This window comes from Variovorax sp. CCNWLW186, from assembly GCF_037203865.1.
Classification (GTDB): domain Bacteria; phylum Pseudomonadota; class Gammaproteobacteria; order Burkholderiales; family Burkholderiaceae_C; genus Variovorax.
This window is the reverse complement of the sequence record NZ_JBBCBO010000016.1, coordinates 95,590-119,918: the sequence shown is the minus strand read 5'-3', so window position 1 is coordinate 119,918 and position 24,329 is coordinate 95,590. Positions and strand designations below refer to the sequence as shown.

Here is a 24,329-nt window from a genome sequence, read left to right as displayed (position 1 = left end):
CGCAGCGAAATAAAGGAGGAGGCCGCAGGCCGGGGGACATTCGCGGAGAAAGGTACCCCGTCGGCGGGTGCGCGCCCCGAACCCGGCACCTCGTGCACAGCAAACTTCATCTCAGCTCATCACATTCCCGCCGTCGACATTCAAGGTCTGCGCCGTGATGTAGCGCGCCTCGTCGCTGGCAAGAAATACCGCTGCGCCGGCAATGTCGCTCGGCATGCCCATGCGGCCGAGCGGCACCTCCAGGCCCACTCGCCGCTTCTTCTCGCCGAGTGGCAGCCCTTCGGCCTTGGCGAACAGGCTGTCTACATGGTCCCACATGGGCGTGTCGACCACGCCCGGCGCAATGCCGTTGACGCGAATGCCGTGCGGGGCCATGGCCAGTGCGGCGCTCTGGGTGTAGCTGATGACGGCGGCCTTTGTTGCGCAGTAGTGCGACACCAGCGCCTCGCCGCGACGCCCCGCCTGTGACGCCATGTTGATGATCGATGCACCCTGCGTGCCGGCTTCGACCATGTGGCGCAGCACCGCCTGCATAACGAAGAACATGCCCTTCACGTTGACCGCGAACAGCTTGTCGAAGGATGCCTCGTCGCTGTCGAGCAGCGGCGCAAGGTCGAACACCGCGGCGTTGTTGAACAGGGTGTGAATGGGGCCGAAGGCGACCTGCGCCTCTGCGAGAAGGTGCGTGATTCCTTTCGTGTCGGTCACGTCCGCCGCGATGTAGGCAAGGCGGTCGGGATGCTTCTGCAACAGCGCCCGCACTGCTTCAGGCGCAGCAGCCATGCGGTCGACGATGCTGCAGCGCGCGCCTTCGGCAATGCATGCCTCGGCGACTGCAAGCCCGATGCCTCCGCCGGCACCGGTCAGCAGCACGTGGCGGTTCTTCAGCCGTTCGCTCATCTCGTTGCTCCTGCATTCATGAAACTTGCCACGCGTTCGCTCGCGCCACGCACGGCCTCTACCAGCCGTGCATCGCCAGCAATGGCGCCCCACAGTCCCGCGTCCGAGCACAGCGCCAGCACCGGATCGGCGGCATCGCAAATGGCGTGCGCCACGGCTCCGTCCATGCCCTGGTCTTGATACGCATACGGCAGCGCCCCGTGATGCCAGCGCTGCAAGAAGGCAAGAAACAGTGCGGGCAGCATCGCAACGCTGTCGATCGGCTGCCCGGCAGCAAGCCGCTCACGCACCGTCGGCGCGATGAAGCCCGGAATCTTCGAGAAGCCGTCGGCCGCCACGCGCTGGTTGGTGTCGCGGATAGCGGGGTTGCCGAAGCGGTCGAGCACCACGTCGCGGTAAGCCGCAAGATCGATCGGGCTCGGGCTCAGGCACGGAATCACGTCGTCGGTCACGTAGTCGAACGCCATCTTGCGGATGGCCGCGTGGTGCGTGCCTTCATGGATGAAGCTCAACCCGATCAGCGTGCCGGCCCATGCAATGCAGCTGTGCGTGGCGTTGAGGATGCGGATCTTGGCTTCTTCGTAAGGCTGCACCGAATCGACCAGCTCCACGCCCACGCGGCCCCAATCGGGACGGCCCGCAACGAAGTTGTCTTCGATCACCCACTGGATAAAGCTCTCGCCAGTGATTGCGGCCGCATCGTCTTGGCCGGTGGCAGCCTTCACGCGTGCGCGCAGTTCGGGCGGCGGGCGCGGCGTGATGCGGTCGACCATTGCGTTCGGGCAGGCGGTGTTCGGCTGCACCCATGCGAGCAGTTCGGTATCGCCCGCGCGTTCGATGAACTCCAGCAACCCGGCGCGAAAGCGGTCGCCGTTATGACGCAGGTTGTCGCAGTTGAGCAGAGTGACCGGGCCGGCCTGCGCAGCCTTGCGCGCGCGCAAGATCGCGCAGACGGCGCCGTAGATGGTCACGCCTTCGCCGCCTCCACTCCACGCCTGGCCGCGGCGGGCTCGCTCGATGTCCGCCGCAAGGTCGCCGAACGAGAGGTCCAGCTTGCCCTTGGTATCGAGGTAGTAGCCCGCCTCGGTCACCGTGAATGACACGATGCGCGTGGACGGTGCCGCGCCGCGCGCGACGACCCTAGCCAGCGAGGGCTCGTAAGGCAGAACCTCGCGTATGGCTTCGATCTGTTCGTAGCGGTACTCGCCGGCCGGCGACACGGTTTCGAGCGTGTAGCGTCCACCTTGGGCCTGCAGGGCCGCGACAACCTCGGCCATGTCGGGCCGGATGTTCGCGCCCGAGAGCGACCAGCGGGTATCGCCCGCATCGATCAGCCGCTGCAAGTAAACGGCCTGGTGGGCCCGATGGAACGAGCCGAGTCCAAGGTGAAGCACCGTGAACTCCGAAGGAGCCGGGGGTGGAGTTGGCGCATCGAGAGGCGCTGCTGCGAGGGTCACGGGAATGTTCCGGAAGAATCAGGCGGAGACCGAACGGCCTTCGCGGTTGAACAAATGAAGCACCGACGGGTCGAGCTCGACCGCCACGTCGTCGCCCGCATGCAGCGGGGTGCGTTCGTTCTGGCGCGCGATCAGCGGCACGCCGCCCACGTCGACGTGAATCAGCGTGTCCGCGCCCAGTGCTTCGATCAGCTCCACGCGCCCCGGCACGCCCGCGGCGGCGGCCTGCTTCGGATGCACGCGCAAGCCTTCGGGCCGCACGCCCAGGAAACCGTCGCTCGGCAGGCGTCCGCCGGTTGCTGCCGAGAAACTCGGGATCGCACTCGCCGCCACCATGTTCATTGAAGGCATGCCGATGAACTGCGCAACGAACTGGTTGGCGGGCCGGTCGTACAGCTCGAGCGGCGTGCCGACCTGCTCGATGAGCCCATCCCTGAGCACCACCACGCGGTCGGCCAACGTCATGGCCTCGACCTGGTCGTGCGTCACGTAGATGGTGGTGGCACCGAGCGAGCGGTGCAGCTTGTGGATCTCGACGCGCGTGTTGCCGCGCAGCGCCGCATCGAGGTTGGACAGCGGCTCGTCGAACAGGAACACCTTCGGCGCGCGCACGATGGCGCGGCCAATGGCCACCCGTTGGCGTTGCCCGCCGGACAAGTCCTTCGGCGTGCGGTCGAGGTACTGCGTGAGGTTGAGCGTCTTGGCCGCGTACTCGACCTTGGTCTTGATCTCGCTCTTCGGAACACCCGCCAGCTTGAGCGCGAACGACATGTTGTCGTAAACGCTCATGTGCGGATAAAGCGCGTAGCTCTGGAACACCATGGCCAGGTCACGCTTGCCCGAAGGCGCCCAGGTGATGTCCTTGCCGTCGAGCAGCAGGTTGCCGCTGGTGATCGGCTCGAGCCCCGCAATCAGGCGCAGCAGCGTCGACTTGCCGCAGCCCGAAGGCCCGACGAAGACAATGAACTCGCCCTTCTGGATTTCGAGATCGACGCCCTTGATGATGTCGGCGTCGCCGAAGCTCTTCTTGATGTCTTTGAGTTGCAGGTAGGCCATGAGGTGTCTCCCTTTCTTTACTTGACGGCGCCGAAGGTCAGGCCTTGCACCAATTGCTTCTGGCTGAACCAGCCGAACACGACGATGGGCGCAATGGCCATCAGCGAAGCCGCCGACAGCTTGGCCCAGAACAGGCCCTCGGGGCTGGAGTAAGAAGCGATGAGCGTGGCCAGCGTGCCGGCCTTGGCCGAACTGAGGTTGAGCGCCCAGAAGGCCTCGTTCCAGCTCAGCACCAGGCACAAGAGGCCGGTCGATGCCAGGCCGCCCACCGACAGCGGCAGCACCACGTGCCGGAACTCGGTCCACAGGCTCGCGCCGTCCATGCGCGCGGCCTCGAGAATTTCGTTCGGAATGTCCTTGTAGGCGCTGTAGAGCATCCACACCATGATCGGCAGGTTCGACAAGGTGAACACGATGGTGAGCGCGGTGAGCGAGTCGAGCAGGCCCGCGGTTTGCGCGAGCACATAGATCGGCACCAGCGCACCCACGGCCGGCATCATCTTGGTGGAGAGCATCCACATCAGGATGTCGCGCGTCTTCTTCGTGCGGAAGAAGGCCATCGAATACGCGGCGGGCGCCGCGATCAGCAGGCCGATGATGGTCGAGCCCAGGCTGGTGATGAGCGAGTTGCGCGCGTACAGCAGGTAGTCGCTGCGGCGCTGCACTTCGCCGAAGTTGTCGAGCGTGGGCTCGAAGATGAAGAGCGGCGGCACGTGAATGGCCTGCAGCTCCGTCTTGAAGGCCGTGAGAAACAGCCAGCCGAGCGGGAAGAACAGGAGCAGCGCCACGGCCCACGCACCCACGGTGCGCAGCAGTTGCGGAAGGAAGTTGCTGGGTTGCATGGTCGTTCCTTCAGTCGAGGTTCTTGCCGATGATCCGGATGAGGAACACGGCCACGATGTTGGCCAGCACCACCGCGAACAGCGCACCGGCCGAGGCCACGCCCACGTCGAAGTTCATGAGCGACTGCTTGAAGATCAGGTAGGTCATGTTGGTGCTCTCGTTGCCCGGGCCGCCGTTGGTGGTGATGGCGATCTCGGCAAACACGCTGAGCAGAAAGATCATCTCGATCATGATCACCACCGCCATCGGCCGGCCGAGGTGCGGAATGGTCAGGTAGAAGAAGCGCTGGAATGCGCTCGCGCCGTCCATGCGCGCGGCCTCCATCTGCTCGCGGTCGAGCGACTGCAGCGAGGTGATGAAGATCAGGCAGGCGAACGGCAGCCACTGCCAGGCCACCATGACGATCACCGAGAACAGCGGCACGTCGGTGAGCCAATCGACCGGCTGGGCGCCGAAGAAGCGCCACACGTCGGCCAGGATGCCGTAGATGGGGTTCATCATCATGTGCTTCCACAGCAGCGCGTTGACCGCTGGCATGACGAAGAAGGGCGAGATCAAAAGCACCCGCACGATGCCGCGGCCCGGGAAGGGCTCGTTCACCAAGAGCGCGAGCAGCACGCCGAGCACCACCGTGATGACGATCACGCTGCCGATCAGCATCAACGTGTTCCACGTTGCGGGCCAGAAGTCGGGGTCGGTGACGAAGTAGTGAAAGTTCTCGATGCCCGCGAACGTGCGCTCGCCGGGCTGCATGAGGTTGTAGTTCACGAACGAGAAATACAACGTCATCACGAGCGGCACGATCATCCAGAGGAGGAGCGTGAGCACGGCAGGCGCCATGAGGGCCCGGGGCAGGAGTCGTTTCATGAGGAAATCCCTTCTCGTTGTCTCTGGCTCCTTCCCCCTTTGGGGGAAGGCGGGGATGGGGGCTCCCGGATCGAGCGCCGCGGTGATTGATGCGCCGCGTGCCCCCACCCCAACCCTCCCCCGGAAGGGGAGGGAGCAAGAAAGCCAGCTGGCTTACTTGTAGTACCCAGCCTTCTTCATCTCCCGCTCAGCCGCCGTCTGCGAAGTCTTCAGCGCCTGGTCCACCGTCACCTTGCCCGACAGCGCCGCGCTCATCTGCTGGCCCACCGCCACGCCGATGGCCTGGAACTCGGGAATGGCCGCGTACTGCACGCCCACGTACGGCGACTTGGGCAGCGTGCTGTCGCTGAGATTGGCCGTATCGATGGCCTTCTTCTCGGCCGCGGCAAACTTGGCGACCTTCTGGAATTCGGGGTTCGCATAGGTCGACTTGCGCGTGCCGGTAGGCACCGTGCCCCAGCCATGCTCCTTGGCCACCAGGTTCACGTACTCCTTGGAGGTCGCCCACTTCACGAAGGTCTGCGCGGCGGCGCCCTTGGTCGAGCTTGCCGGAATGGCCAGGTTCCAGGTCCACAGCCAGTTGGCGCCCTTGGGCGTTACAGCCACCGGAGCCTGCGCGAAGGCCACCTTGTCGGCCACCTTCGACTGCTTCGGATCGCTGATGAACGAGGCCGCAATGGTCGCGTCCACCCACATGCCGCACTTGCCTTCGTTGAAGAGCGCGAGGTTCTCGTTGAAGCTGTTGGCCGATGCGCCGGGCGGGCCATACGACTTCATCATGTCCACATAGAAGTTGATTGCGTCCTTCCACGGCTTGGTGTCGATCTGCGGCTTCCACTGCATGTCGAACCACTGGCCGCCGTTGGTGTTGACCAGCGTGGTCAGGAAGGCCATGTTGTCACCCCAGCCCGGCTTGCCGCGCAGGCACATGCCGTATACGCCGGCCTTGGGGTCGTGGATCTTGCCGGCGAGCTCTTTCACCTGCGCCCAGGTGGGCTGCTCGGGCATCTTGAAACCGACCTTGTCGGCCAGGTCCTTGCGGTACATGAGCATCGAGCTCTCGCCGTAGAACGGCGCGGCGTAGAGTTTGCCGTCGTACGACAGGCCGGCGCGAATCGCGGGCAGCAGGTCATCGGCGTCGTAGGCGGCGTCGGTGGCAATGGGCTGGAGCCAACCCTTCTTCGACCAGATCGGCGCTTCGTACAGGCCGATGGTCATCACGTCGAACTGGCCGCCCTTGGTGGCAATGTCGGTGGTCACGCGCTGGCGCAGCGTGCCTTCTTCGAGCGTGACCCACTTGAGCTTGATGTCGGGGTTGGCTTTTTCGAAGAAGGGCGTGAGCTTCTGCATCTCGATCATGTGGCCGTTGTTGACGGTGGCAATCACGAGTTCGGTGGCGGCTTGGGAGGCGAGCCCCGTGCCGGCGAGTGCGAGGACGAGGCCCGCTTTCAGAAAACGCTTCATGTTGTCTCCTAGAGGTGAGCGACGCCCTGTGTTCGGGTCGCCGTGGCGGGATTCTGGAGAAACGCGCTTGCGGGTTTGGTACTTCATCCGTCCTTGCTGGTACTTTCATGCACCAATCAGCTAGGAGATTCCCTAGTCAACGCAATACAGCATGGAAAAGCTCAATCCAAAGACCTCAGGCACCGCCCAGCAGTTGGCGCCGGAACTGCGCCGCGGCCGGTGAAAGCGGGCGGTCCTGCCGGGTGATGAGGCAGATCGGCGGCACGCGCACCGGCAGCTCCACCGGCACGGTGCGCAGCACGCCCAGCCGCGCGTAGTGGCCGGCCTGCGAAGCCGGCATCACGGCGGCCATGTCGGAGTTCTCGAGCAAGGCGGTAATGGCAATGGGCGATGCCGTTTCGATGATGTCGAGCCGCGCCTGGATACCCGCCTCCCGCATCGCCGCCTCGAAGCGCCCGCGCTGCGGCGAGCCCGGGGGCTGCAACACCCATGACCGGTTCGCCATTTCGGCCAGCGTGACGGTGGGCTGCTCGAAGACAGGGTGCGCGGCGCGCACCACGACCACCTGCGACTCGCCCAGCAGCGGCACGCTCGCGTACTTGGCCTCGTCGTGGCTGTCCGTGAGCCGGCCCAGCACCAGGTCGACGTCGCCCTGCTCGAGCTGCGCCTGCATCACATCGCTGGTCTCGACGATTACCGACACCGCCACCTGCGGATGACGCCGGTGGTACTCGACCAGCGCCGGCGCCAGCAGCTCGGGCACCGCGCCCGGCACGCTGCCCACGCGCAGCGAACCGCTCAGGCCCGAGCGCAGCGCGAGCATTTCCTCGCGGGCGCTGCCGAAGTCGCTGAGCACGCGGCGGGCATAGCGGATCAGGATCTCGCCGTAAGGCGTGGGCTCCATGCCCCGCGCAAGGCGCTCGAAGAGCTTCTCGCCCAGCGAATCTTCCAGCTGCTGCAGCAGCTTGGTGGCAGCCGGCTGGCTGATGTTCATGGCCTCGGCTGCGCGGCCCAGATGGCGGTGGGCATCGAGCCGTGCCAGCAGCAGCAACTGGCGCGGCCGCACATGAAGCATCAGCGATGCGTCGGTCAGGCCTGAACCAGAAGTCATGCACAAAAGTATATGGAGCTTCGGGCTTTTTCGATTGGATTGGCAACACGAAGCTCCCTAAGCTGGTGCCAAACAAGCAGGAGATACACCCGATGAAGCTTTCTTTTCTTGCCCGCACGGCGAGCGCGGCCACGCTGGCGCTGGCAACCGCCATGGCCGGTGCGCAGCCGGCGTACCCCGACAAGCCGCTGCGCATCATGGTCGGCGCCTCACCCGGCGGCGGTACCGACATCCTCGCGCGCGTGCTGGCCGACAAGTTCGCGCCGGTGCTCAAGCAGCCCGTGACGGTGGAGAACCGGCCCGGCGCATCCAACACCATCGCCGGCGAACTCACCGCGCGCGCCGCGGCCGACGGCACTACGCTGCTGCTGGCCACCAACACCGCGCAGGCGGTGGCGCCTCACATCCTCAAGCTCAAGTACGACCCGCTGAAAGACCTGCAGCCGATCGGCCTGGTGGCGGTGATGCCCAACGTGCTGGTGGTTTCGGCCAGTTCACCCTACAAGTCGGTGAAAGACCTGGTGGCGGCCATGACGGCCAAGCCAGGCGGCTTGAAATACGCGTCGTCCGGCATCGGCAGCACGCAGCACGTGGGCGGCGAGGCCTTCAACCTGGCCACGGGCATGAAGTCGATCCATGTGCCCTACAAGGGCAGCTCGCAGGCGCACATCGACATCATCGGCGGCGAGGTCGACATGATGTTCGACAGCACCTCTTCCGCCATGGGCCAGATCAAGGCCGGCAAGTTCCGCGCGCTGGCCGTGAGCGCACCGCAGCGCTCGCCCGAACTGCCCGATGTGCCCACGCTGGCCGAGCAGGGCATCAAGGGCGCGGACGTGTCCACCTGGTACGGGCTCTATGTGACGGCTGGCACACCGCGGCCCGTGGTGGAGCGGCTCGGCACGGAGCTCACGCGCACGCTGAAGCTGCCCGATGTGCAGGCGCGCATCAAGGGCCTGGGTGGCGAGCCCGGCGTGATCACCGGCGAAGCTTTCGCGGCAATGAACAAGCAGGAGTTCGACCACTACGGCCAGCTCGTGCGGGACGCCAACATCAAGGCCGAATGAGGCCTTCCTTCTTTCCTTCTTCTTCTCCATTTCATTCCTGATTCCATGTCCACCCCATCGAAGACCCCGACCGTCATTTCCGCGAAGCCCCGCATCGCCGTGCTGCTCGGCGACCCGAGCGGCATCGGCCCCGAGATGGCCGTGAAGCTGCTCGCGCGCCAGCGCAACCTGGAGGCCGCGCGCGTGCTGCTGATCGCCGACCCCGTGGTGCTGGCCGCGGGCGAGCGCGTGGCGGGCGTGAAGCTCGACCCACTGCAGATCGACCGGTTGGACGACTTGCGCTTCGAGGATGGCCGCCCCACCCTGCTCCTGCGCGACTGGATGGAGGGCCGGGAGCCGGTGCTCGGCGAATCGAACGAGGCCTCGGGCCGCGCATCCTTCGAGGCACTGGAACTCGCCACCGCGGCGGTGCGGCGCGGGCAAGCGGATGGCATTCTCTTTGCGCCGCTCAACAAGCATTCGCTTCGCCTGGGCGGCCTGGTGCATGAAGACGAGCTGCGCTACATGCAGGAGCGCTTTGCCGTGAAGGGCTTCGTCTGCGAGTTCAACCTCACGGGTTCGTTGTGGACCTCACGCGTGACCTCGCACATTCCGCTGAAGGACGTGGCGGCCCACATCACGATGGAGGGTGTGAGCGATGCGGTGAAGATCATTGCATCGGCCCTGCGCCGCGCAGGTGTGGCGCAACCTCGTATTGCGGTGACGGGGCTCAACCCGCACGCGGGGGACGGTGGCTCCATCGGCATGGAAGAAATCGAGATCATCGCGCCGGCCATCGAACAGCTGCGCGCCGAGGGCTTCGACGCCCGCGGCCCGTTCTCGCCCGACACGGTGTTCATCGGTGCACGTCGGGGCGATGTGGATGCGGTGGTGTCGATGTATCACGACCAGGGGCAGATCGCGATGAAGCTTATGGGCTTCGAGCAAGGTGTGACGCTGCACGGTGGCTTGCCTGTGCCGGTGGCCACCTCTGCGAGCGGCAGCGCTTTCGACATTGCGGGCAAGGGCGTTGCGCAGATCGAAGGGCTGCAGCAGGCCTTCGACTTGTGTGTTCGGATGGCCAGTGGTGGGCCGGTGCGGGCGCCTTTGGAGGCGGCTACGGTTTGAGGGGGTGCTTGGCGGCGCTGTTGTCCGAGGCACCGCTGTTCAGGGCGCGTGCAAAGGTCACCGGGTACTCCTCCGCGAATGTCCCCCGCCTTCGGCTCCTCCTTTATTTCGCTGCGGGGAGCACCCGATGCCCTGTGCACACCGGGCGCTGCGCTTGTTCCGTGCGATCAACCACCGCTCTGAACAACGCTCCCGTCGATGGGGTGCCTTGCGCAGCGAAATAAAGGAGGAGGCCGCAGGCCGGGGGACATTCGCGGAGAAAGGTACCCCGTCGGCGGGTGCGCCGCCCTGAACGTACCCTACCCAGCCTTCGAAAGACCAAAGAAGCTCAGGACCCGAGCCGCTTCAACAATCCAGCCGTCGAGGCATCAAGCCCCATGATGTCGCCCGAGGCAAGACGCGGCTCGATGTCCTTCGCAAGCACCTTGCCGAGCTCCACACCCCACTGGTCGAAGCTGTTGATGCCCCACAGCGCACCGCTGGTGAACACGCGGTGTTCGTACAGCGCAAGGAACGCACCCAGCGATTCGGGCGTGAGCTTCTCGAACACGAAGAAGGTGCTCGGCCGGTTGCCTGGAAAGTTCTTGTGGCCACCGGCGTCGAGCTTTCCGACCATCAATGCCTGCGCCTGCGCGAGCGCATTGGCCAGCAACTTGGCGTGGTGGCCTTCGAGCGTGTGCGCTGCGTCGCGCACCGCCACGAATTCGAGTGGAATCACATCCGTGCCCTGGTGCAGCATCTGGAAGTAGGCATGCTGGCCATTGGTGCCGGGCTCGCCCCAGAGCACGGGCGAAGTGCCCAAGCCATTCGGCAGCGGCTCGCCGCTTGCATCGACCTGCTTTCCGTTGCTTTCCATCTCGAGCTGCTGCAGGTAGGCCGGCAAGCGCTTCAGGGCGCTGTGATACGGCGCGATGCCGCGGCTCGTGAACTTGTGGAAGTTGCGGTACCAGACGTCGAGCAGGCCCAGGCGCACCGGCAGGTTCTTTTCGAGCGGCGCGGTGCGGAAGTGCTCGTCCATTGCATGCGCGCCCGCCAGCAGCCGGCGGAATCCGTCGGCGCCGATGGCCAATGCAATCGGCAGCCCGATGGCCGACCACAGCGAATAGCGGCCGCCTACCCAGTCCCAGAAGCCGAAGGTGATGTCGATGCCGAATTGCTTCGCGGCCTCCACGTTGGTGGTGAGCGCGGCAAAGTGGCCGGCGATGTCCGTACCGCCCGACTGCTCGTACCAGCGCTTGGCCGAGAGCGCGTTGGTCATCGTCTCGGTCGTGGTGAAGGTCTTGGACGCAATCAGGAACAGCGTGTGTTCGGGTGCCAGGTCGCGCAGCACGCCGTCGAGCTCGTGGCCATCGACGTTCGAAACGAAATGAAAGCGCTTGCCCGGCGCAGCGAATTCGGCGAGCGCCAGCACTGCCATTTGCGGGCCGAGGTCGGAGCCGCCAATGCCGATGTTGACCACGTCGGTGATCGTGTGGTCGCCGCGCACCTTCTCGGCATAGGCCAGCATCGCGTCCAGCGTGGCGTGCACTTCGCGCAGTTCGGCCGCGGTCTTGTTGCCCACCGCGGCATTGGCCGGCGCGCGCAACAGCGTGTGCAGCACCGCGCGGTCTTCGGTGTTGTTGATGTGCTCGCCGGCAAACATCGCATCGCGATGCGCCTCGAGGCCGCATTCGCGGGCCAGCGAAAGCAGCATCTCCTCGATGCGCGCGTCGATCAGGTTCTTCGACAGGTCGGCAAAAACGTAAGGCGCTTCCTGGCTGAAGCGCTCGAAGCGGCCCGCGTCGTCGACGAAGGCGTGGCGCACGTCGAACTGGCGGCCCGCGGTCTCGAAGTAGCTTTGCAGTTGCGCCCAGGCGGGCGCGCGGTCGCAGCGAAGGGTCATGGCCATGTTTACTTGCCGCTTTCCTGCATGAGTTTCTCCAGCTTCACGGCGTCGGCCGCAAAGGCGCGGATGCCCTCGGCGAGCTTCTCGGTGGCCATGGCGTCTTCGTTCAACGCAAAGCGGAAGCTCGGCTCGTCGTAGCTCAGCTTCTCCACGCTGGCCGTTGCGGCCGCCTTCTTGGCGTCGAGCGCGTGCTCGAGCGGCTCGTTGCTGGCGGCCAACTCGGCCAGCAGCTCAGGGCTGATGGTCAGCAGGTCGCAGCCGGCCAGGGCCTGGATCTGCCCCACATTGCGAAAGCTCGCACCCATCACCTCGGTCTTGATGCCGTGCTGCTTGTAGTAGTTGTAGATTTCGCGCACCGACTTGACGCCCGGATCGTTGGCTCCCGCGCTCGCCGCCTCATCCCATTTGGCGCCTGCCGACTTCTTGTACCAGTCGTAGATGCGGCCCACAAACGGCGAAATGAGCTGCACGCCGGCCTCTGCGCAGGCCACGGCCTGCGCGAACGAGAACAGCAGTGTGAGGTTGGTTCGAATGCCCTTCTGCTCGAGCGCGCGCGCCGCCTGGATGCCCTCCCACGTGGAGGCCACCTTGATCAGCAGGCGCTTCTCGGTGTCGATGCCTTCGGCCTTGTAGAGCGCCACGATGCGCTCGCCGCGCGCAATGGTGGCGGCCGTATCGAACGACAGGCGGGCGTCGACTTCAGTCGATACGCGTCCGGGAATGATCGAGAGAATCTCGGCGCCGAAGCGCACCAGCAGGCGGTCGATCACTTCGTCGAGCGGCTTGCCTGCGTGGCTCTTGACGGCTTCGTCGAGCAGCGGCCGGTACTCGGGCTTTTGCACCGCCTTGAGGATGAGCGACGGATTGGTGGTCGCGTCCTGCGGCTTGGAAATGCTGAGTTGCTTGAAGTCGCCGGTGTCGGCGACCACGGTGGTCCATTGACGGAGAGCATCGAGTTGATTCATGTCGAAGATTATCCTGTGCGGGTGATGACAAGTCCTGCACGCTATTGCGCTGGGGCCGATGTTTTCATGCGCACCGTAGCACGGCTTTTCACCGCGCCGCATCGGCCTTCGGCCGACAGGGTTGTACGCCGGCTGCCCTGCCCTACATGGGCTGTGGTCCGCCGCTGACGGCAGCGGGTGCGTTCAGGGGCTAGCCTGCGGCTTCCCGCCTTGATGCTTTCGACTACAGAGGAGTGCCCCCCATGTCCTTCCGCCATCGCACCGCAGCTTCCGCAGCGGCGAACCGCGCTCCTTTCGACGACCGCCGCACCAGTTCGGCCATCGGCACCCTGGCCACCGCCTTCGTGGTGGGCGGCGTGGCCACCTGGCTCGCCCTTGGCGCCGGCCGCACCGCGCGGGCGCAAGTGCCCGGCCCCGCCGACGGCGCACCACTCATGCGCGCTCCACTGCAGGTGGTGGCGCCGGTCGATATCCAGCGCTATGCCGGCGTCTGGCACGAACAGGCCCGACTGCCGAACCGCTTCCAGAAGCAGTGCGCCGGCCCGGTGACCGCCGAGTACACACCCCAGCCCGACGGAACGCTGCAGGTCATCAACCGCTGCGTACGGCCCGACGGCAATTTCGACGAGGCGGTGGGCACGGCGCGCGTGGTGCCGGTGGCGGGCCAGCCCGGCGCGGGCCGGCTCGAAGTGCGCTTTGCACCTTCCTGGCTGAGCTGGCTGCCGATGGTGTGGGGCGACTACTGGATCCTGAAGCTGGACCGCGACTACCAGGTGGCGCTAGTGGGTACACCCGACCGCGAGTACCTCTGGGTGCTGTCGCGCGCTCCCCGGCTGGAAGACGACGCGTTGCAGGCCGAGCTGGACTACGCTGCCAGCCTGGGCTTCGACACCACCAAGGTGGTGCTTACCGCCCGGTAGTCGAGGCGGACGGCAGGTAGCGCCCGAGCTGCGCCGCCAGCGCGGCGGGGTGGGTGCAGTGAATGGCGTGCCAGCCGAAGGCGCGCGCCGCTTCCACATTGGCGGCCGAATCGTCGATGAACACCGTCTGCTGCGGATCGAGCCCGTGGCGCACCGCCAGCAGCTCGTAGATTTCGCGATTCGGCTTGATGAACTTCACGTCGCCAGAAAAGACCCCGCCGTCGAAACGCCGGATGAAGCCGTGCCGGCGCTCAATGGCGCGCGCATAGGGCGCAGGCATGTTCGAGAGGTAGTAAAGGCGCAGTGCCTCGCCGGCGTCGCGGCGAGCGAACAGCCCTTCGAGCAGCTCGACCGTGACCGGGGTCGGCTCCAGGCGCTCGCCCAGCGTGCCGAGCATCTCGTCGAGCCGTGCGGCGGGAAGCGACAGGCGCTGGGCCATGCGCGCAATGGCGTCTTCGAGCGAGCGCGTGCCGCAGTCGAAGCACAGCCAGTCGTCATGGTGGAACAGCGCCCGGCCGAGCGCCGCGGCGGCAAGCTCAGTGGAGGCGTGTTCGGGAAGATGGGTTTGCACCAGCCGGGTGGGCTCCCATGCCAGCAGCACGGCGCCAAGATCGAAAACCACGTTCATGGCGCCATTGTTTCATGCGCCGGGCACCACGCTGACGCCGTGCGCCGCCAGCGACAGCGTGGCCTGCGCGCCCGCGGCCAGGGGGCGCGAAAGATCGGTCGACACCACGAAGACGGGCCCAATCGGGGTGTCGAAGCCGTATTCGTAGAAGCTGCCCAGGTAGGCCGCCTTTCGTAATGTGGCAGGCAGCCCCTGGCCCGCCTCGGCGCCGCCGATGTTCCAGGCCTCGGGGCGCACCGCGACCTTCACGGCGCCGGGCGCCACCGCATGGCGCGGCTGCAGGCGCAGCGGGCCGAAGGTGACGCTGCCGTCGGCTTGCGCCATGGCCGGAAAAACCATCGCCTCGCCCATGAAGCCCGCGACAAATTCGCTCTCGGGCCGGCCATAGAGCTGCTCGGGCGTGCCGCGCTGGGCGATGAGGCCGTGGTCCATCACGATGATCTGGTCGCTCACGGCCAGCGCCTCGCTCTGGTCGTGCGTCACATAGGCCACCGTGAGCTTGAGGCGCTGCTGCAGTGCGCGGATTTCCTCGCGCATTTCGCGCCGCAGGCGGGCGTCGAGGTTGGACAGCGGTTCGTCGAACAGCAGCACCGCGGGCTCCAGCACCAGGGCGCGTGCCAGGGCCACGCGCTGCTGCTGGCCGCCCGAGAGTTCGCTGGGCAGGCGCTCGTCGAAGCCGACCAGCCCCACGCCCTTGAGCGCATCGCGTGCCCGCGAGGTGGCCTCTTCCTTCTTCACGCCGCTCATGCGCAGGCCGTAGCCCACGTTCTCGATCACGTTCATGTGCGGGAACAGCGCGTAGCTCTGGAACATCATGCTCACGTTGCGCTCGGCCGGGCCGAGCGTGGTGACGTCGCGCCCGCCCATCAGGATCGAGCCCGAAGTCGGCGATTCGAGCCCCGCGATCATGCGCAGCGTGGTCGTCTTGCCGCAGCCGGAAGGGCCGAGGATGGTGGTGAGCGTGCCGACCGGCACCTCGAAGCTGATGCCCTTGACCGCGAGCGGGCCGTCTTTGTCAGTGCCGTAGCGCTTGGTGACGTTGCGAAATTCGATGCCGTTGCTCATGTGTTCTTCTCCCCGTCAATGCACCACAGGGGCGGCCACTATCGGCACGCCTGCCTTGCGGCGCCCCAGCTTGCGCTCTCCAACCACCCACTGCACCAGTGCAATGGCCAGAGACATCAGCACCATGAGCACCGTGCAGTAGGCCAGCGCAATGCCGTAGTCGCCGTTGCCCACGCGGCCGATGATGTAGGTGGTGGCAAGCTCGTTCTCGGCCGTGACCAGGAAGATCACCGCGCTCACGGTCGTCATGGCGCGCACGAAGCTGTAGACCAGCGCGGCTACGAGCGCTGGCTTGAGTAGCGGCAGCACCACCTTGAAGAGCGTCTGCGAAGTGGAGGCGCGCAACATCAGCGAAGCCTCGTCGAGCGAGCGGTCCAGCTGCTTGAAGGCCGCCGTTCCCGCTCGCACCCCAACCGGCAGGTTCCGGAACATGAAGCACAGCACAATGATGAGCCCCGTGCCCGTGAGCTCGAACGGCGGCACGTTGAAGGCCAGGATGTAGCTCACGCCGAGCACCGTGCCCGGAATGGCAAAGGCCAGCAGCGCGCCGAACTCGAACACGCCCTGCCCCTTGAACTCGTTGCGCGCGAGCAGCCACGCAATCAGCAAACCCAGTGCCGCAGTAATGGGTGCCGAGATGCCCGCGAGCTTGAGCGTGGTGATCAGCGAGTTCCATGCCGTGCCGGCCCAGACCAAGCCAAATTGGCCCCATTCGAGCGCGAACGCACTCCTGAAGTGATTGAGCGTGAAGCTGTAGTCACGGCCCCAGGTCTGCACGAAGCCGCCCGCAAAGGCGAACAGGTAGACCACGGCCGTAAACGCGATCCACGGCAGCGCGATGCAGTAGATGGTGCGACGAACGCCGTCGGGCAACGCCATGGCAATGCCCGCATCGCCTTTGCCGCTCACGGTGGTGTAGTTCTGCTTGCCGAGCAGGCCGCGCTGCAGCGCGAACACGCCCAATGCGAAGAGCGTGAGCACCCAGGCGAGCGAGGCCGCGCGGCCCTGGTCGTACTGCGCGCCGACAATGGCAAAGAAGATGTCGGTCGAGAGCACCGAGAACTGACCGCCCACGACGACCGGGTTGCCGAAGTCCGCAATGCTTTCAATGAAGCCGACCAGGAAGGCGTTGGCCAGCCCGGGCTTCAACAGCGGCAGCGTGATGGTGAAGAAGGTGCGGCGCCGGTCGGCGCGCAGCATCTGCGCGGCCTCTTCCAGGCTGGGCGCAATACCCTGCACCACGCCGCGCATGATCATGAAGGCGATGGGCGTGAAGGCGAAGAGCTGCGCCACCAGAACGCCCGGCATGCCGTAGAACCAGCGCGTCGGCTCGATGCCGAAGACGTTTTCAAGCAGCTGGTTGACGATGCCCGCGCGGCCGAAGAGCAGGATGAGCCCCAGACCCACCACGAAGGGCGGCGTGATGATCGGCAGCAGGGCCAGCACCCGAAGCGCACCCTGCCCACGCTTGCTGCCGCGCTCGGCCATAAGCGCCATCAATGTACCGAGAAAAGTGGTTCCGGCAGCAGTGAGCAGGGCCAACACCAGGGTGTTCCAGGCGACGCCGCAGCGCACGCCGCCTGCTACGCAGCCCAATCCCCAGATGCGTTCGGTGAACACGCGCGCGATGAACGCGGTGATCGACCACTGCCCCTCTTCATTGAAGAACGCACCGGCCAGCGCCTTGCTGACCGGATAGGCAATGAACAGCGCCATCAGCACACCGCAGCCGATGACTGCCGCCGCGACGAACAGGTCGCCCTTGAAAAGCCCCAGCCGCGCAATGCCGAACGCCGCCAGCAGCGTGAGCGCGGTGAGCGCCACGAAGCCGCCCGCGCCAATGCCAAACTGATTGACTGCCAGTTCGCCGAACTGAGTATTGAGCGCCGCAATGCTCCAGCCGCGCGCACCGATGGTGAAGCCTGCAATGGCAAGACCCAGGGCGCCGATGGCGCCGCCCGCCAGCAGCCAGCGCCCCTGCGCCCGTCCGGCCGGCAGCCAGGCACCTATGGCGCACATCGCCAGTCCGAAGATCCCGATAAAAAGCCAGCTGCGGCCTTGCGTGACGGCCTGCATCAGGCCGTTGGCACCCTCGGCCTGGCCGAACACCTGCGGAACGGCCTCGTACCAGGTCGAGTCCTGAATCGCATACCAGGGCAGAACGAGGTAAGCCGCAAGGCCCAGTGCCACCCAGGCCCAGATCCAGCGCTGCGAGCGCCGGGCCGAAGCGGCGGCCGCCGGATTGACCGGCGCGGCGCCGGCGGCGACGGTGCCCACTTAGCGCGGCAGCGAATTGACGTCTTTTTCCCAGCGCGCAATCAGGCGCCGGCGCTCGGCGCTGGCGCCGTACTTCGCGTAGTCGTAGTTGATGAACTTGATCTTCTTGAAGTCCGGAATGCGCGGGTCGAGCTTGGCAGCGCTGTTGCTCGGCAGCTGGAACTGCTTGTTGGCGGCGCCGAGCTCCTGCGCACTGGGCGTCAGCGCCCACTCGTAGAACTTCTTCGCGGCCTCGAGGTTGCGCGCGCCCTTGATGATGCTCATGGAGCCGATCTCGGCGCCCGTGCCGTCGCTGGGCGTGATGGTCTCGACCGGGAAGCCCTGCATCTTCTCACCCGGGCCGTCATGCACGAAGCTGATGGACACCGCCGTTTCGCCGCGCGCCACGGCCTTGATGGGGCCGGTGCCGGAACGGGTGTACTGGCCCACGTTCTTGTGCAGCGCCTTGAGGTAATCGAAGGCCTTGTCTTCGCCCATGAGCTGCACCAGCGTGGCGATCATGGTGTAGGCCGTGCCGCTCGAGGCCGGGTTGGCCACCTGGATGTCGCCCTTGTACTCGGGCTTGAGCAGGTCGGCCCAGGTCTTGGGCACGGGCAGCTTCTTCTTGGCCAGCAGCTCGGGGTTGTAGCCGAAGCCCAGCGGGCCCGAATAGATGCCGACCGTCTTGTAGCCCGACTGTTTGGCCTGCTGCTGCGCCCAGGGGTGAAGCTGCGCCAGCGTGGGCGACTTGTATTCGAGCGTGAGGCCCTGTTCGGCCGCCTGCAGGTGCGGGTCACCGGTGCCGCCGAACCATACGTCGGTCTTGGGGTTGTCCTTCTCGGCGATGAGCTGGGCCAGCGCCTCGCCCGAGCCCTTGAGCGACATGTTGATGCGGGTACCGGTGGTGCGTGCGTACACGGTGGCAATCACGTTGCACCATTCCGCCTGGACCGAGCAGATCACGTTGACCGTGCCCTGCGCCGACGCGGCGGCCGACAAACCCACCAAGGCCGCTGCAGTAAAAAGCTTCTTCATGTGAAAACCCCGCCTCGAAAACAAAAATAGGCCTCCCGGCCGGGGTTGAGCGTAGCTTTCGTACAGGTTTCATGAATTGGTACAAGTACCATTCGGTTGAAACAGCCCACTCGGCACCAAGACAAAAGGAAATTCGACACATGAGCTTCGATCTCGTTCTGTTCGGCGGTACTGGCGATCTTGCATGGCGCAAGCTGATGCCGGCGCTGTTCCAGGCCTTCAGGCACGGCAGCCTGCCGAAAGACGGACGCATCGTCGGCGTGGCGCGGGACGACCTCTCGGACGACCAGTACCGCGAGCTGATCCAGTCGCGCTTCAATGCCGTCGAAGGCGCCAAGCGCCCCTCGGCCGAAGAGTTCGAGAAGTTCGCCTCGCTGCTGCACTACCTGCGCATGGACTTGTCGAAGCCGGCCGACTACACGCGGCTTGCCGAGCTGCTGAAGCAGCGCAATGCCGACACCGTGGTGATGTACGTGGCGACGGCACCGGCGCTCTTCACGCAGGTGGTGGAACAGGTCGCCGCGGCGGGCCTGAACGGGCCGACGACGCGCATCGTGCTCGAAAAACCGCTGGGCCATGACCTGGCATCGAATCGCGCGATCAATGCCGCGGTGTGCAAGGTATTCGAGGAGAAGCAGGTCTTCCGCATCGACCACTACCTGGGCAAGCCTTCGGTGCAGAACCTGTTTGCCATGCGCTTCGGCAATGCGCTGTTCGAGCCGATCTGGCGTCGCGAGCACATTGCCAACATCCAGATCACCATTGCCGAAGACCTGGGCGTCGAGAAGCGCGGCGCCTTCTACGACCAGACCGGCGCCTTGCGCGACATGGTGCAGAACCACGCGCTGCAGCTGGTCTGCGCGATTGGCATGGAGCCGCCCATCAACTCGCATGCCGATGCGATCCGCGACGAAAAGCTCAAAGTGCTGCGCGCGCTCAAGCCCTGGACGCCCGAAACGCTGGGCCTGCATGCCATTCGGGGCCAGTACACCGCCGGCACGGCCTACGGCGAACGCGTGCCGGGCTACCGGGAAGAACCCGGCGTCGATCCCGACAGCCGCACCGAGACCTTCGTGGCGCTGCGCACCGAAATCGCCAACTGGCGCTGGGCCGGCGTGCCGCTCTACATTCGCACCGGCAAGCGGCTGGCCTCGCGCGATGCGCGCATCGAGGTCAACTTCAGGCCGACGCCGCACGCGATCTACCGCGCGCCTTCGGGCGCCGTCAACAAGCTGGTGATCAACCTGCAGCCCAAGGACGGCCTGGAACTGCACATGCTTGCGCAGGCGCAGGACAACCGCCGCAGCAACGGCCACCAGAGCGCCGCGCAGCTGGCACCGGTGCAGCTCGACCTGGACTTCGACAAGCGCTTTGGCGCCGAGCGGGTGGGTGCCTACGAACGGCTGCTGCTCGACGTGATCGACGGGCGCCTGAACCTGTTCGTGCGCAGCGACGAGCAGGAAGAAGCATGGCGCTGGGTCGAGCCGCTGATCGACAGTTGGGCATCGGACGGCGGACCTCGCCCGTACGCGGCCGGCACCTGGGGCCCGAGCGCCTCGAGCGCGATGATTGCGCGCGACGGCTTCTCGTGGGGCGAGGAACAGTAGACCGCAGTCAGCCGAACTGGATGCAGCGCATGCTCAGCGTGCCTGACTGGAACCCTTCGTAGATCGTCTTCGCGCGCTCGTTAGAGCCTGCGGCGCCGAGGGCGTAGAGAAAAGGAAAGTAGTGGTCCGGCGTTGCGACAGCGGTCGCGGCGCCCTCCAGCTTTTCGTAGGCGACCAATGCGCGGTCGTCCCGCCCTGCCAGCGCGGCCTTCACCGCGTCGTCGAAGCCTTGCGCCCACGGCCGGCTGGCCACGGGACCGTCGGGCGTGCCGCGGTCGGTGGCGCGCAGGTTGTGCACCACGTTGCCGCTTCCCATCACGAGCACGCCCTTGTCGCGAAGGGCCGCAAGGTCGCGGCCGACGGCGTGGTGAAACGCCGCCGGCTTGTCGTAGTCGATGCTGAGCTGGAACACAGGAATGTCGGCCTTGGGGTACAGGTGCTTCAGCACCGTCCACGTTCCGTGGTCCAGACCCCATTGCTGGGTGCCCACCACCGGGGTTTGCCTGACTGCGCCGATGGCTTCGCGTGCCAGCGCCGGGTGGCCCGGCGCCGGGTAGTCGATGTCGAACAGCGCTTGGGGAAAGCCGCCGAAGTCGTGAATCGTCTTTGGCCGCTCCTGCATTCCGACACCGGTAGCGCCGCGGCTCAGCCAGTGGGCCGAAACGCTCAGAATGGCCGAAGGCCGCGGGAGCTCCTTGCCCCATGCGGCCAGGCGGCGCGTGAAGGCGTTGTCGGCCAGCGCGTTCATGGGCGAACCGTGGCCGATGAAGATGACCGGCAGGCGGCGCCCGGGCGCACCTGCTGCGGCATGTGACAGCGAACAAAGGGATGCGAGCGTCGCTGTCGCACCGAGCGCGGAGCTCATGAGAAAGCCGCGGCGGCCGAGCTCCGTTTGCATTGCTGGGCTGCTGTCTTCGCTCGGGTGCTTCTTCATCATTGTCATGGCCGCACTCTGCGCCGGATTGCCGGACAGGTCAGTGCGTTTACGCACACCCTTGCCTAGATGCGACCCTCTTCCGCCGCATGGCAAGCCACCTGCACGCCCTTGATGCTCAAGAGCTTCGGCCGCTCGGCCGAGCAACGCTCATTCGCATGCGGGCAGCGCGGATGAAACGCACAGCCCGCCGGCGGATTGAGCGGGTTCGGCACTTCGCCCCTGACCGGCGTGCGTGCGCGGCCGGTGTGCTTCATCTGCGGAATCGCATCGAGCAGCATGCGCGTGTACGGATGCTGCGGCTCGGCGAAGAGCTTCTGCTTGTCGGCCACCTCGACCAGCCGGCCCAGGTACATCACCCCGACCTGGTCGGCCACATGCCGCACCACCGCAAGGTTGTGCGAGATGAAGAGATAGGTGAGCCCCTGCTGGCGCTGCAGGTCCTTCATGATGTTGAGCACCTGCGCCTGCACGCTCACGTCGAGCGCCGAGGTGGGCTCGTCGCACACCAGGAACTCGGGCTGCGTGGCGAGCGCGCGCGCAATCGAGATGCGTTGGCGCTGGCCGCCCGAGAACTGGTGCGGGTACTTGCTCATGTCCAGCGGCGAGAGGCCGACGGACTTGAGCAGTTCGCCCACGCGTTCGCGCAGCTCGGCCTTGCCGCTCAGGATGCCGTGCTCACGCAGCGGCTCGCCGATGATGTCTTCGACGATCCAGCGCGGGTTCAGGCTCGCGTACGGGTCCTGGAAGATCATCTGGATGCGGCGGCGCAGCTTGCGGCCTTCGGGCGTCTTGAACGCGGCGTGCGCATCCTGGCCGTCGAACTGCAAGCCGCCGCGGGTCGGTGCATACAAGCCGACCAGCAGGCGGGCCACGGTGCTCTTGCCGCAGCCCGATTCGCCGACCAGCGCCAGCGTCTTGCCGCGTTCGATGGAAAAGCTCACGCCGTCGACCGCATGCAGCAGCACGCGCGGCTTGCGTTCGAGCACGCGGTTGAGCCAGGGCGGCGACACGTCGAAAGTGCGGGCCAGGTCATGGGCGACGACCAGCGGCTCGCCGCCTTGCGTGCTGCGAGGTTCGAGTACTGCGCTCATCGGGTGACCTCTTCAATCGGCGCGGCCGCATCGGGGACGGCGCGCTCGCCGGCAAGCTGCGCATCGTGGTGCCGGGCCGCAAGTTCGGCCTGGCCCTTGTGCGGATCGGCAGCATCGTGCAGCCAGCAGGCGGCGCGCGTGGCGCCCGCGTGCATGAGCTCGGGCCGCTCCGTCAGGCAGCGTGCAAATGTGCGCGGGCACCGCGGGTTGTAGGCGCAGCCCTTCGGAATGGCGTTGAGCCGGGGCATGGCGCCGTCGATCTGGTTCAACCGCTCGCGGTCGCTGGCCATGTCGGGAATCGAGGCCATCAGGCCGGAGGTGTAGGGGTGCGCCGGCTGGTGGATCACTTCGTGCACCGGGCCGATCTCGGCGACGCGGCCCGCGTACATCACGGCCACGCGGTCGCAGGTTTCGGCGATCACGCCCATGTCGTGCGTGATCAGCATCACGGCGGCGCCGCGTTCCTTGCAGACGCGCTTGAGCAACTGGATGATCTGCGCCTGGATCGACACGTCGAGCGCGGTGGTCGGCTCGTCGGCCACGATGAGCTTGGGCTCGGCCGCAAGCGCGAGTGCAATCACCACGCGCTGGCGCATGCCGCCCGAGAACTGGTGCGGAAAATGATCGATGCGTTGCTCGGCGGCCGGAATGCCGGTGTCCTGCAGCAGGCCGATGGCGCGGCGCCGCGCTTCGGCTTCGGTCACCGGCAGATGGGCGCGGATGGTTTCCACCAGCTGGCGGCCCACGGTGTAGAGCGGGTTGAGCGATGTGAGCGGGTCCTGGAAGATCGCGCCGATCTTGCGGCCGCGAATGGGACGCATCGCATCGAAACCAAGGTTGTCGATGCGCTGGCCTTCGAGCACGATTTCACCGCTGGCCACGCGGCCCGGCGGCTCGAGCAGCCCGATGATGGCAGCGCCCGTGAGCGACTTGCCGGCACCCGACTCACCCACCACGCCCAGGATTTCACCGGGCGCAATATCGAAAGAAATGCCGTCGAGCGCACGCAGCGTGCCGCGGCGGTGCGGAAACTCGACGACGAGATTTTTGACCTGGAGCAGCGTCATGATGGCGTTGTCCTTTTTGGTTTCAGCGCAGGCGCGGGTTGAGCGCGTCCCGCAGCCAGTCGCCGAGCAAATTCACGCTGAGCGCAATCAGCACCAGCATCAGGCCGGGGAACACGGTGATCCACCATTCGCCCGAGAACAGGTACTGGTTGCCGATGCTGATCAACGTTCCGAGTGAAGGAGATGTCGGCGGCACGCCGACGCCGAGGAACGACAGGGTCGCCTCGGTGATGATGGCGGTGGCCACCTGAATGGTGGCCAGCACCATCACCGGTCCCATCACGTTGGGCAGCACGTGGCGCAGCATGATGCGCAGCGGCGCCACGCCGGTCACGCGGGCGGCCTGCACGTATTCCTTGTTGCGCTCCACCAGCGTGGAGCCGCGAACGGTGCGCGCGTACTGCACCCAGCCGGTCAGTGAGATGGAGATGATGAGCACGCCGAAGGCGAGTGACTCATGGGCGCCCGGGAACAGCGCACGGCCGACGCCTGCAATGAGCAGCGCCACCAGAATCGGCGGGAACGACAGCATCACGTCGCAAACGCGCATCAGGAAGGAATCGAGCCAGCCGCCGAGAAAGCCGGCGAGCAGGCCGAACACGACGCCGACCGTGATCGAAAGCAACACCGACACAATGCCGACTATCAACGAAATGCGCGCGCCGTAGATCACGGCCGAGAGGATGTCGCGGCCCTGGTCATCGGTGCCGAGCAGGTATTTGGAAGAGCCTTCGGCGCTCCACGCCGGCGGCACGCGCGCATCGCCCAGTTCGAGCGTCGCGAGGTCGAAAGGATTGTGCGGAGAGACCCATCCGGCAAAGACCGCACAGAACACGCAGGCCAGCGCGATGAGTGCCGCACCGATTGCCACGGGCGAAGTGCGAAAGCTGTAGCCGACGTCGCTGTCGAGCCAGCGGGCAAGAGTTTTTTTCATCGTGAAGCAAAAGGAATGGGCCCGCAAGAAGCGGGCCCATGGTCAGGCCGCCCAGTGGGCGGCCAGT

21 protein-coding genes are annotated in these 24,329 nt (G+C 66.0%); 4 read left to right on the top strand and 17 right to left on the bottom strand.

What is annotated here, in order from left to right; genetic code table 11:
- Window positions 1–111 precede the first annotated feature (111 nt).
- The 7 genes from V9K97_RS19075 to V9K97_RS19045 form a co-directional block, all read right to left on the bottom strand.
- Complete coding sequence (locus V9K97_RS19075; protein ID WP_337319994.1) at window positions 112–900, bottom strand: L-iditol 2-dehydrogenase; 789 nt, start codon at window positions 898–900, stop codon at window positions 112–114.
- Complete coding sequence (gene dalD, locus V9K97_RS19070; RefSeq protein ID WP_337320003.1) at window positions 897–2,294, bottom strand: D-arabinitol 4-dehydrogenase; 1,398 nt, start codon at window positions 2,292–2,294, stop codon at window positions 897–899. Before dalD ends, V9K97_RS19075 begins: the two co-directional genes overlap by 4 nt.
- An 81-nt stretch (window positions 2,295–2,375) precedes the next feature.
- Window positions 2,376–3,413 (bottom strand): ABC transporter ATP-binding protein, encoded by a 1,038-nt coding sequence (locus tag V9K97_RS19065; RefSeq protein WP_337319992.1) that lies wholly within the window; start codon window positions 3,411–3,413, stop codon window positions 2,376–2,378.
- Between the two features lie 17 nt (window positions 3,414–3,430).
- The gene (locus V9K97_RS19060; protein WP_126745488.1) at window positions 3,431–4,255 is read right to left on the bottom strand and encodes a carbohydrate ABC transporter permease; all 825 of its coding nucleotides are present in this window, start codon (window positions 4,253–4,255) and stop codon (window positions 3,431–3,433) included.
- A gap of 10 nt (window positions 4,256–4,265) precedes the next feature.
- Window positions 4,266–5,123: a carbohydrate ABC transporter permease gene (locus tag V9K97_RS19055; protein WP_157612414.1), complete on the bottom strand. Its 858-nt coding sequence runs from the start codon at window positions 5,121–5,123 to the stop codon at window positions 4,266–4,268.
- Between the two features lie 153 nt (window positions 5,124–5,276).
- Window positions 5,277–6,587: an ABC transporter substrate-binding protein gene (locus V9K97_RS19050; RefSeq protein ID WP_337319991.1), complete on the bottom strand. Its 1,311-nt coding sequence runs from the start codon at window positions 6,585–6,587 to the stop codon at window positions 5,277–5,279.
- A gap of 175 nt (window positions 6,588–6,762) precedes the next feature.
- Window positions 6,763–7,698 carry a LysR family transcriptional regulator gene (locus V9K97_RS19045; RefSeq protein WP_337319989.1) on the bottom strand — a complete coding sequence of 312 codons (936 nt, stop codon included), beginning with the start codon at window positions 7,696–7,698 and terminating at the stop codon, window positions 6,763–6,765.
- Window positions 7,699–7,790: 92 nt separating this feature from the next.
- On the opposite strand from V9K97_RS19045, the gene V9K97_RS19040 reads away from it, so the two are divergent.
- The gene (locus V9K97_RS19040) at window positions 7,791–8,765 is read left to right on the top strand and encodes a Bug family tripartite tricarboxylate transporter substrate binding protein (protein WP_337319988.1); all 975 of its coding nucleotides are present in this window, start codon (window positions 7,791–7,793) and stop codon (window positions 8,763–8,765) included.
- A gap of 45 nt (window positions 8,766–8,810) precedes the next feature.
- Complete coding sequence (locus tag V9K97_RS19035) at window positions 8,811–9,872, top strand: 4-hydroxythreonine-4-phosphate dehydrogenase PdxA (protein ID WP_337319986.1); 1,062 nt, start codon at window positions 8,811–8,813, stop codon at window positions 9,870–9,872.
- 328 nt (window positions 9,873–10,200) lie between these two features.
- On the opposite strand, the gene pgi is transcribed toward V9K97_RS19035, so the two are convergent.
- Entirely contained in the window at window positions 10,201–11,760 is a 1,560-nt protein-coding gene (gene pgi, locus V9K97_RS19030; RefSeq protein WP_337319985.1) for a glucose-6-phosphate isomerase, read from the bottom strand.
- A gap of 2 nt (window positions 11,761–11,762) precedes the next feature.
- Complete coding sequence (gene tal, locus V9K97_RS19025) at window positions 11,763–12,722, bottom strand: transaldolase (protein WP_258504332.1); 960 nt, start codon at window positions 12,720–12,722, stop codon at window positions 11,763–11,765.
- A 242-nt stretch (window positions 12,723–12,964) separates the two neighbouring features.
- Between tal and V9K97_RS19020 the strand changes: the two genes are divergently transcribed.
- Window positions 12,965–13,642 (top strand): lipocalin family protein, encoded by a 678-nt coding sequence (locus V9K97_RS19020; protein WP_337319983.1) that lies wholly within the window; start codon window positions 12,965–12,967, stop codon window positions 13,640–13,642.
- Here the strand turns inward: V9K97_RS19020 and V9K97_RS19015 are convergent.
- Genes V9K97_RS19015 through V9K97_RS19000 form a run of 4 tightly spaced genes read right to left on the bottom strand, consistent with a single transcriptional unit; the run spans window position 13,629 to window position 18,626 of the window.
- On the bottom strand, window positions 13,629–14,270 hold the full coding sequence (locus V9K97_RS19015) for an HAD family hydrolase (protein WP_337319982.1): 642 nt from the start codon (window positions 14,268–14,270) through the stop codon (window positions 13,629–13,631). The genes V9K97_RS19020 and V9K97_RS19015 overlap by 14 nt on opposite strands.
- Before the next feature lie 12 nt (window positions 14,271–14,282).
- Window positions 14,283–15,335, bottom strand: a complete 1,053-nt coding sequence (locus V9K97_RS19010; protein ID WP_258504328.1) for an ABC transporter ATP-binding protein — start codon at window positions 15,333–15,335, stop codon at window positions 14,283–14,285.
- A gap of 15 nt (window positions 15,336–15,350) precedes the next feature.
- Window positions 15,351–17,612, bottom strand: a complete 2,262-nt coding sequence (locus V9K97_RS19005; protein WP_337319980.1) for an ABC transporter permease — start codon at window positions 17,610–17,612, stop codon at window positions 15,351–15,353.
- Entirely contained in the window at window positions 17,613–18,626 is a 1,014-nt protein-coding gene (locus V9K97_RS19000; RefSeq protein ID WP_337319978.1) for an ABC transporter substrate-binding protein, read from the bottom strand.
- Window positions 18,627–18,766: 140 nt separating this feature from the next.
- Here V9K97_RS19000 and zwf point away from each other — a divergent pair, with 140 nt between their 5' ends.
- The gene (gene zwf / locus V9K97_RS18995; protein WP_337319976.1) at window positions 18,767–20,233 is read left to right on the top strand and encodes a glucose-6-phosphate dehydrogenase; all 1,467 of its coding nucleotides are present in this window, start codon (window positions 18,767–18,769) and stop codon (window positions 20,231–20,233) included.
- Window positions 20,234–20,240: 7 nt separating this feature from the next.
- Here the strand turns inward: zwf and ygiD are convergent, their stop codons facing one another.
- From ygiD to V9K97_RS18975, 4 genes are read right to left on the bottom strand one after another with little or no spacing between them, the layout of a single operon-like run.
- Window positions 20,241–21,176: a 4,5-DOPA dioxygenase extradiol gene (gene ygiD / locus V9K97_RS18990; RefSeq protein WP_337319975.1), complete on the bottom strand. Its 936-nt coding sequence runs from the start codon at window positions 21,174–21,176 to the stop codon at window positions 20,241–20,243.
- Window positions 21,177–21,232: 56 nt separating this feature from the next.
- Window positions 21,233–22,261 (bottom strand): ABC transporter ATP-binding protein, encoded by a 1,029-nt coding sequence (locus V9K97_RS18985; RefSeq protein ID WP_258504325.1) that lies wholly within the window; start codon window positions 22,259–22,261, stop codon window positions 21,233–21,235.
- Window positions 22,258–23,328, bottom strand: a complete 1,071-nt coding sequence (locus V9K97_RS18980) for an ABC transporter ATP-binding protein (protein WP_337319973.1) — start codon at window positions 23,326–23,328, stop codon at window positions 22,258–22,260. Before V9K97_RS18980 ends, V9K97_RS18985 begins: the two co-directional genes overlap by 4 nt.
- A gap of 22 nt (window positions 23,329–23,350) precedes the next feature.
- Window positions 23,351–24,262: an ABC transporter permease gene (locus V9K97_RS18975; RefSeq protein WP_337319971.1), complete on the bottom strand. Its 912-nt coding sequence runs from the start codon at window positions 24,260–24,262 to the stop codon at window positions 23,351–23,353.
- Window positions 24,263–24,329 lie beyond the last annotated feature (67 nt).

What these genes read in the sequence shown, in the direction of transcription:
- V9K97_RS19075 (WP_337319994.1), bottom strand. Translation starts at nt 900, where the DNA reads ATGAGCGAACGGCTGAAGAACCGCCACGTGCTGCTGACCGGTGCCGGC.
- V9K97_RS19065 (WP_337319992.1), bottom strand. Translation starts at nt 3,413, where the DNA reads ATGGCCTACCTGCAACTCAAAGACATCAAGAAGAGCTTCGGCGACGCC.
- V9K97_RS19060 (WP_126745488.1), bottom strand. Translation starts at nt 4,255, where the DNA reads ATGCAACCCAGCAACTTCCTTCCGCAACTGCTGCGCACCGTGGGTGCG.
- V9K97_RS19055 (WP_157612414.1), bottom strand. Translation starts at nt 5,123, where the DNA reads ATGAAACGACTCCTGCCCCGGGCCCTCATGGCGCCTGCCGTGCTCACG.
- V9K97_RS19050 (WP_337319991.1), bottom strand. Translation starts at nt 6,587, where the DNA reads ATGAAGCGTTTTCTGAAAGCGGGCCTCGTCCTCGCACTCGCCGGCACG.
- V9K97_RS19045 (WP_337319989.1), bottom strand. Translation starts at nt 7,698, where the DNA reads ATGACTTCTGGTTCAGGCCTGACCGACGCATCGCTGATGCTTCATGTG.
- V9K97_RS19040 (WP_337319988.1), top strand. Translation starts at nt 7,791, where the DNA reads ATGAAGCTTTCTTTTCTTGCCCGCACGGCGAGCGCGGCCACGCTGGCG.
- V9K97_RS19035 (WP_337319986.1), top strand. Translation starts at nt 8,811, where the DNA reads ATGTCCACCCCATCGAAGACCCCGACCGTCATTTCCGCGAAGCCCCGC.
- pgi (WP_337319985.1), bottom strand. Translation starts at nt 11,760, where the DNA reads ATGGCCATGACCCTTCGCTGCGACCGCGCGCCCGCCTGGGCGCAACTG.
- tal (WP_258504332.1), bottom strand. Translation starts at nt 12,722, where the DNA reads ATGAATCAACTCGATGCTCTCCGTCAATGGACCACCGTGGTCGCCGAC.
- V9K97_RS19020 (WP_337319983.1), top strand. Translation starts at nt 12,965, where the DNA reads ATGTCCTTCCGCCATCGCACCGCAGCTTCCGCAGCGGCGAACCGCGCT.
- V9K97_RS19015 (WP_337319982.1), bottom strand. Translation starts at nt 14,270, where the DNA reads ATGAACGTGGTTTTCGATCTTGGCGCCGTGCTGCTGGCATGGGAGCCC.
- V9K97_RS19010 (WP_258504328.1), bottom strand. Translation starts at nt 15,335, where the DNA reads ATGAGCAACGGCATCGAATTTCGCAACGTCACCAAGCGCTACGGCACT.
- V9K97_RS19000 (WP_337319978.1), bottom strand. Translation starts at nt 18,626, where the DNA reads ATGAAGAAGCTTTTTACTGCAGCGGCCTTGGTGGGTTTGTCGGCCGCC.
- zwf (WP_337319976.1), top strand. Translation starts at nt 18,767, where the DNA reads ATGAGCTTCGATCTCGTTCTGTTCGGCGGTACTGGCGATCTTGCATGG.
- ygiD (WP_337319975.1), bottom strand. Translation starts at nt 21,176, where the DNA reads ATGACAATGATGAAGAAGCACCCGAGCGAAGACAGCAGCCCAGCAATG.
- V9K97_RS18985 (WP_258504325.1), bottom strand. Translation starts at nt 22,261, where the DNA reads ATGAGCGCAGTACTCGAACCTCGCAGCACGCAAGGCGGCGAGCCGCTG.
- V9K97_RS18980 (WP_337319973.1), bottom strand. Translation starts at nt 23,328, where the DNA reads ATGACGCTGCTCCAGGTCAAAAATCTCGTCGTCGAGTTTCCGCACCGC.
- V9K97_RS18975 (WP_337319971.1), bottom strand. Translation starts at nt 24,262, where the DNA reads ATGAAAAAAACTCTTGCCCGCTGGCTCGACAGCGACGTCGGCTACAGC.